Here is a 5,702-nt window from a genome sequence, read left to right on the forward strand (position 1 = left end):
AAGGAGGTGTTTTAGGTGCATTATGTGGGATTATTGGTACGATTCAAGCCACTGAAACCATTAAAATTATCTTGGGTGCAGAGAATACTCTTAGTGGTAGATTATTGCTCTACAATGCCTGGGATATGACGTTTCGGGAACTTAAGTTAAGACCCAACCCAAAACGTCCCATAATTGAAAAATTAATTGATTACGAACAATTTTGCGGTATTCCCCAAGCACAAGAAGCAGCATCAAATATGACTATACCTGAAATGAGTGTAACCGAGTTAAAACAGCTAATGGATAGCGATGCTAAAGATTTTGTCTTGTTAGATGTTCGCAACCCTAACGAGTATCAAATTGCTCAAATTCCTGGCTCTGTTTTAATTCCTTTGGGAGATATTGAAAGTGGTGCAGGAATCACTAAAGTTAAAGAATTAGTCAATGGTCATCGCTTAATTGCTCATTGTAAAATGGGCGGGCGTTCTGCTAAAGCTTTAGAAATTTTGAAAGATGCAGGTATTGAAGGCACTAATGTTAAAGGTGGTATCAAAGCCTGGAGTCAAGAGGTAGATTCCAACGTACCTGAATATTAAGTCAACGATCTCTTTCAATCAAACATTTAAATAGTTAATGCATCCTATGTTTTTAAAACATGGGATTTTTTTTGGCGTTGCTGATTTAGAGAACGAACGGCACGAGGTTTTCTCCACCAAGGAACCTATGAGGAAGTATCGAGTAAATAATCATTAATTGTGGAAAACTTGTGGAAAAACCCGATTATTTACTCTCTTTCTGTGGATAACTTCAACACTAATTTAGTCAAGGAGAAAAACGCCTATCAATTATTTCTGAACCTTGAATTTTGATTCCTAAACTTTGCCTTTACCTTTAATTAACCCTGTCTAAATACCCACTTAGCTTTACATTAATTATCAGTAAATTATTGGAGTCTTCACAAAATATTTCCTTGAATCTCAGTATGATTGCTGAAAGCGATCTTCTTATGGATTCAAAGTATTCAGTAATGAATCATCGGAAAAAACCCAAATCGTACTTGCATGCTCCTTGGTGGAGAAAACCTCGTGCTGTCCGCTCGTCAAAGTTGTTATCTTTTATGGATAATAACCTGGTGCAATTTTTATTCGGTCTATTTATAATTGCTCTGTTAACCCAAGCTGCGGATAATCTCGATCATCTACATTTCAAATTAGTTGTGAAAACCATAGGTTATGGGATATTTTTCTATTTGGGTACTCCTTTTATTCTCCACTGGTTAGCTGATGTAAGCTCAGTGCAATTGACCAGTATAAAACTAAGTATTACTATTTTAGTTGTTGGTGTCTATAGCTATGTATTTTGGGATTCTTATTTTTCCTACAAACAGATGTTAGGGGAATTACTTTTTTCTGTTAGCCAGATGTAGAGTCTGATAGTATTAAATAGCGATGATGCTGGTTTTATACCTTAGAAGTCGCCTACCTCTGTAAAATTGAGGTGGTAAGATAACACTACACACTAGATTAAATTTGTCTTGTTCGGACATGGCAGAAGAAACAAAACCCACCCCAGAATCCTCGAATAAAGCTAACTCTAAGCCTCCAGCAAAGGCTAAAAAAGCTAAACCTCCTAAGCTAGAAGATAAGCCTTTTAGCGAATTTATGGAGAAACACTTTACCCCTGCTTTGAAAGAAGCTTTTGATGCTGAAGGTATTGATGATGTGGAATTACAGTTTATGAAACAAGGTATTCCCATCAAAGGTGCTAACCCTAGCGAACAGTGTTGGCAAGTGATTGGTAACTGGCAAAATGGTAAACGTCAGTTTAACCTCTACTTTTTGGATGAAAATATCGCTGGTCAAAAAGCTTTTTCTTATGCCACAGATGGCAATCAACCTAGCACTGTTGAATCTTTCATGATTGATGAGCGAAGAGTTACCCTAGATTTAATGGTAATGTATACCATACAAAGGTTGAATGGTCAGAAGTGGCTTTTTGGTAACTAAACAGCGTCTAGCGTAAAACTTACTTGTTAATTTTTAAAATAGCGGCGAGAATCGGCGACCATTTAACTTTACTCATAAGTCTGCCGTTATGGTAGTCTTATGGTTTCAAAATAATGTAGCAATGTTATGCTTCCTATTTTATCCTGGGGAGGCTGAGACAATTTTGGGAAAAGCTTGTTGAGGAGAAACGTTAATCGTAGTTTCCCAACAATGGATTGCTGCTAGACATCCTGCATAGATGACGTTGAGATCATTATAAGAGTTCAGAATTGGCTCGATTGAATCTCAATCTGATATCCTACCTGCAATAGTAAGTTTAATACTGTAAATATAATGTAATTTTTTGTTGACTTTCAAAACCTCTTGAAAAACATCAAATCAATAATAGTTACAGCAGCTAGTAAGTAGGTATGCAAATTAAATTACACACATAACAGCTTCAAAGGCTTACCAAACAATCAGGGTTTGCGAAATTAATTTTGCCCAGGTACTTATATTATTTTTTCTCAAGCCTATAGAGAAAACAATAACAATTCCCAGAATCGCTGAATAACAAATTCCAATATAGAAAATACAAAAAAATAATGTATTTCAAGTTTTGTCTACTAAGATAGAAACTAGCTAGACATTTTGTTATGAGCAATCAAGACCAAAAACACCCCAGAGAAGCTAAAGATCGCAGTGTTATCAATAATTTATTGCAAAGCGAACCTAATGATTACAATTTAGCGGAATTAGCTCGTATGACAATTCGTTATCGAGGTTTTCCTGGAGCAAGGTCAATTCAACAAGATTTACAAACAGTTTTAAGTAATTGGCAATTGACTGAAGAAGAACTTTATCAAAAAACTCGCGATCTTCATAGTCAACAAAAAGTTTACAGCGATCGCTTTAAAACAGATCAAAAACAAGATTGGACTTAAACATTTATAGATTATAGTTTATCATTGTTCGTCTATCATTTATCTGTTTCTTGGCTTCATTTCTGCTCTACGGTTGAAAATAAATTACTGAGGTGTAATTTTAAATAATTAAACTATTTCAGTGTTTTTACATTATTGATGAGTTGATATCAGAAATTGCGGTGAAATATCTTTAAATCGGACTATTCTTTATTTTCGTTAAAATTTTAATCGCTATTTTTTTCTTGAGTATTATTTGTTTTTGAGTAATTTCGTGCTTCATTCTGTAATATGTTATTCATAGCAGCGACACAATAATTTGTTTATAATTTTATATTTGACGTTAAACATATGAATTTAGTATTATTTTTGATTTTTTTATAAAAATTTAGAAATACTTTTTAGAAAAAAGATTGTCTTTTCATCTATTTTTTATGTTTTTTCGATAAGCCTTCATTAAAGCTTTAAAAATGTTGCTATTTTACAAAAAAAAAATATACAAATCAGTAAGATTACTCAAGCATTAAGGTTTTAGCTATTGATAAGCTTAAAAAGTAATAATTTAGAGTAACTAAGCTGTTTTCCAACAGCTTAATCTTGGCTTCATTACTCCTAATAGGAAAAACCAATGTTGTTATTTAGCTGGAGTAAATTACCTTTAGCAGCAAAGCTTACTACTGCAATGACTACTGCAATTGTTATCACCGTTGCGGGAGTCACTGCGTTATCTCTTCATACAAAAAAACAAGAATTTCAAGAAGAATTACAGCAAAGGGCAGAACTGTTAGTAAATACTGTTGCCTCAGTTTCTTCTAATAGTTTAGAGCAGGGCAATATAACTTTTTTAGAAGAAGTAATCGAAGATCTTCAAAAAGAAGATATTGTCGTTTCGGCAAAAATATACAATCAACAAGGTAAAGTTGTTATTAAAACTGAATCGATTCGACCTGTGGCTTTAAATGTATCTCAACGCTTTTTTGTAGATCGAGTTCTTGATAGTAATAATATAATTTTTCAACAAAAAGCTAATACTTTATTAGCAGGAAAAATAATCAAGACTAATCATCATAGAATAGGTGTAGTTAGTATTGAGTTATCTACTAACTCTGTAAAAAGGAAAATTGCTCTAGTTAGAAATCGTCGAATTCTCATTGCAATTATAGCTTCTGCTACGGGTATTATTATAGCAATTTTGATAAGTCGTTCCATTATAGAATCACTGCAAAAAATTACTCAAGCCACGGAAAGAATGGCAGAAGGAGATATGAAACAGCCTATTATCATTAAGTCTCAAGATGAATTAGGCACTTTGGCAAATTCCTTTAATATGATGAGTAATAAGCTAAAAGATACTATTGAAAAATTAGAAGATAAAGCCGATCATTTAAAACAAAGTGAAGTTAAAAATAACGCCTTATTAAATGGGATTCCTGATTTAATGTGGATTTTAGATCTTCAGGGTAATTTGATTGATAGTAAAATATCCCCAGAACAGCAGTATATAACTAAAGAATTAATTAGGAAAAATATCAAGAACATTTTTTCTAAAACTACAGCCAATCTTTTTCAGATTGCTATGGAAAAAGCCAAAACAGAGGAGAGAATTCAAATATTTGAGTATGAATGGTTTGTGAACAACCGTCGCCGATATTTTGAAGCGAGAATTGCCGTTTTTGGAGAAGACCAAGTGCTGGCTATTATTCGAGATAATACAGATAGTAAAATCGCTCAAGAAGAGTTAAAAAGAGCCAAAGAAAAAGCAGAAATTGCTAATATTACTAAAAGTAAGTTTTTAGCAAATATGAGTCACGAACTGAGAACTCCTCTTAATGGTATTTTGGGGTTGTGTGATTTATTATTAGCAGAAGCTAAAGAATCTAAATCTATAGAATTGATCGCCGATCTAGAACAAATTCAAAAATCGGGAACTCATCTATTGACTTTAATTGAAGATATTCTTGATGCTTCTAAACTAGAAGGAGATAAGGTAAGTTTTTGTATAGAAAGATTTGATATCACGACTTTAATTGCCGAAGTCAAAAGTCTAGTAATTCCGATGATACAAAAAAATCAAAATAAAATTATCATCAAAGATAATAGTGATTTGGGTTTGATGCTTAGCGATCGCAAACGAGTTAAACAAATTTTATTTCATATCTTAAGTAACGCAGCTAAATTTACTAACCAAGGAAAAATTTCTCTGACAATTAGTCGTCAACCCAGAAAATTTTTACCCGCTTTAATTGATAGTCGTCAGTTATCAATTTTACAACCAGAACTTAACACATTGAGTCAAACTAATGTAGCGTTAACTACCAATTTTACTATGCCAGCTTTCAGCGATCGAGTAGTTTCTTCTTCTTTGCATACCCCACAAAAAAATTATGATGCGCCTCATCATTTAGCTTCAGATTGGATTATTTTTACAATTTCTGATACTGGAATTGGGATGAATGAGCAACAAATAAAACAAATATTTCAGCCTTTTACTCAAGCAGATTTAGGCACAACTAAAAAATATGCTGGAACGGGTTTAGGCTTGACTATTTGTAAAAGTTTTTGCGAAATGATGGGTGGTAATATCACAGTAGACAGTAGTGTCGGAAAAGGCTCTACTTTTATGTTTTGGCTACCTGCTAAATTAGTGAAAGCTCCACAAATATCGTAATTTGTATTACCTATTACCCATTGGTGACAAGTTAAGGTTGAAAGCTGTTTGTCAAGCGGGAAACGGAGACAAGTCCAGGGGCGGTTTAGCTCGTTTTGGGCGAGTAGATTTGACTAGCCCTAAGTCTCGATTTTCAGGTGCAGT

Annotated in this window: 5 protein-coding genes; all 5 read left to right on the forward strand. The window is 33.5% G+C overall.

Annotated elements, in window-relative coordinates; all coding sequences use genetic code 11:
- Positions 1–578: rhodanese-like domain-containing protein (locus H1P_RS30285; RefSeq protein ID WP_281291267.1), on the forward strand; the 578-nt coding region annotated here is incomplete at its 5' end.
- A 521-nt stretch (positions 579–1,099) separates the two neighbouring features.
- The gene (locus H1P_RS30290) at positions 1,100–1,408 is read left to right on the forward strand and encodes a hypothetical protein (RefSeq protein WP_144874750.1); all 309 of its coding nucleotides are present in this window, start codon (positions 1,100–1,102) and stop codon (positions 1,406–1,408) included.
- Between the two features lie 118 nt (positions 1,409–1,526).
- Positions 1,527–1,988, forward strand: a complete 462-nt coding sequence (locus tag H1P_RS30295) for a DUF2996 domain-containing protein (RefSeq protein ID WP_144874756.1) — start codon at positions 1,527–1,529, stop codon at positions 1,986–1,988.
- 635 nt (positions 1,989–2,623) lie between these two features.
- Entirely contained in the window at positions 2,624–2,911 is a 288-nt protein-coding gene (locus H1P_RS30300) for a DUF3288 family protein (protein WP_144874752.1), read from the forward strand.
- A 607-nt stretch (positions 2,912–3,518) separates the two neighbouring features.
- Positions 3,519–5,558: an ATP-binding protein gene (locus tag H1P_RS30305; protein ID WP_144874754.1), complete on the forward strand. Its 2,040-nt coding sequence runs from the start codon at positions 3,519–3,521 to the stop codon at positions 5,556–5,558.
- The last annotated feature ends 144 nt before the right edge of the window (positions 5,559–5,702 follow it).

The sequence above is a fragment of the Hyella patelloides LEGE 07179 genome (assembly GCF_900659865.1).
GTDB lineage: Bacteria > Cyanobacteriota > Cyanobacteriia > Cyanobacteriales > Xenococcaceae > Hyella > Hyella patelloides.

Excerpts from the sequence above, each read along its gene's own strand:
- H1P_RS30290 (WP_144874750.1), top strand. The coding sequence starts at position 1,100 with ATGGATAATAACCTGGTGCAATTTTTATTCGGTCTATTTATAATTGCT.
- H1P_RS30295 (WP_144874756.1), top strand. The coding sequence starts at position 1,527 with ATGGCAGAAGAAACAAAACCCACCCCAGAATCCTCGAATAAAGCTAAC.
- H1P_RS30300 (WP_144874752.1), top strand. The coding sequence starts at position 2,624 with ATGAGCAATCAAGACCAAAAACACCCCAGAGAAGCTAAAGATCGCAGT.
- H1P_RS30305 (WP_144874754.1), top strand. The coding sequence starts at position 3,519 with ATGTTGTTATTTAGCTGGAGTAAATTACCTTTAGCAGCAAAGCTTACT.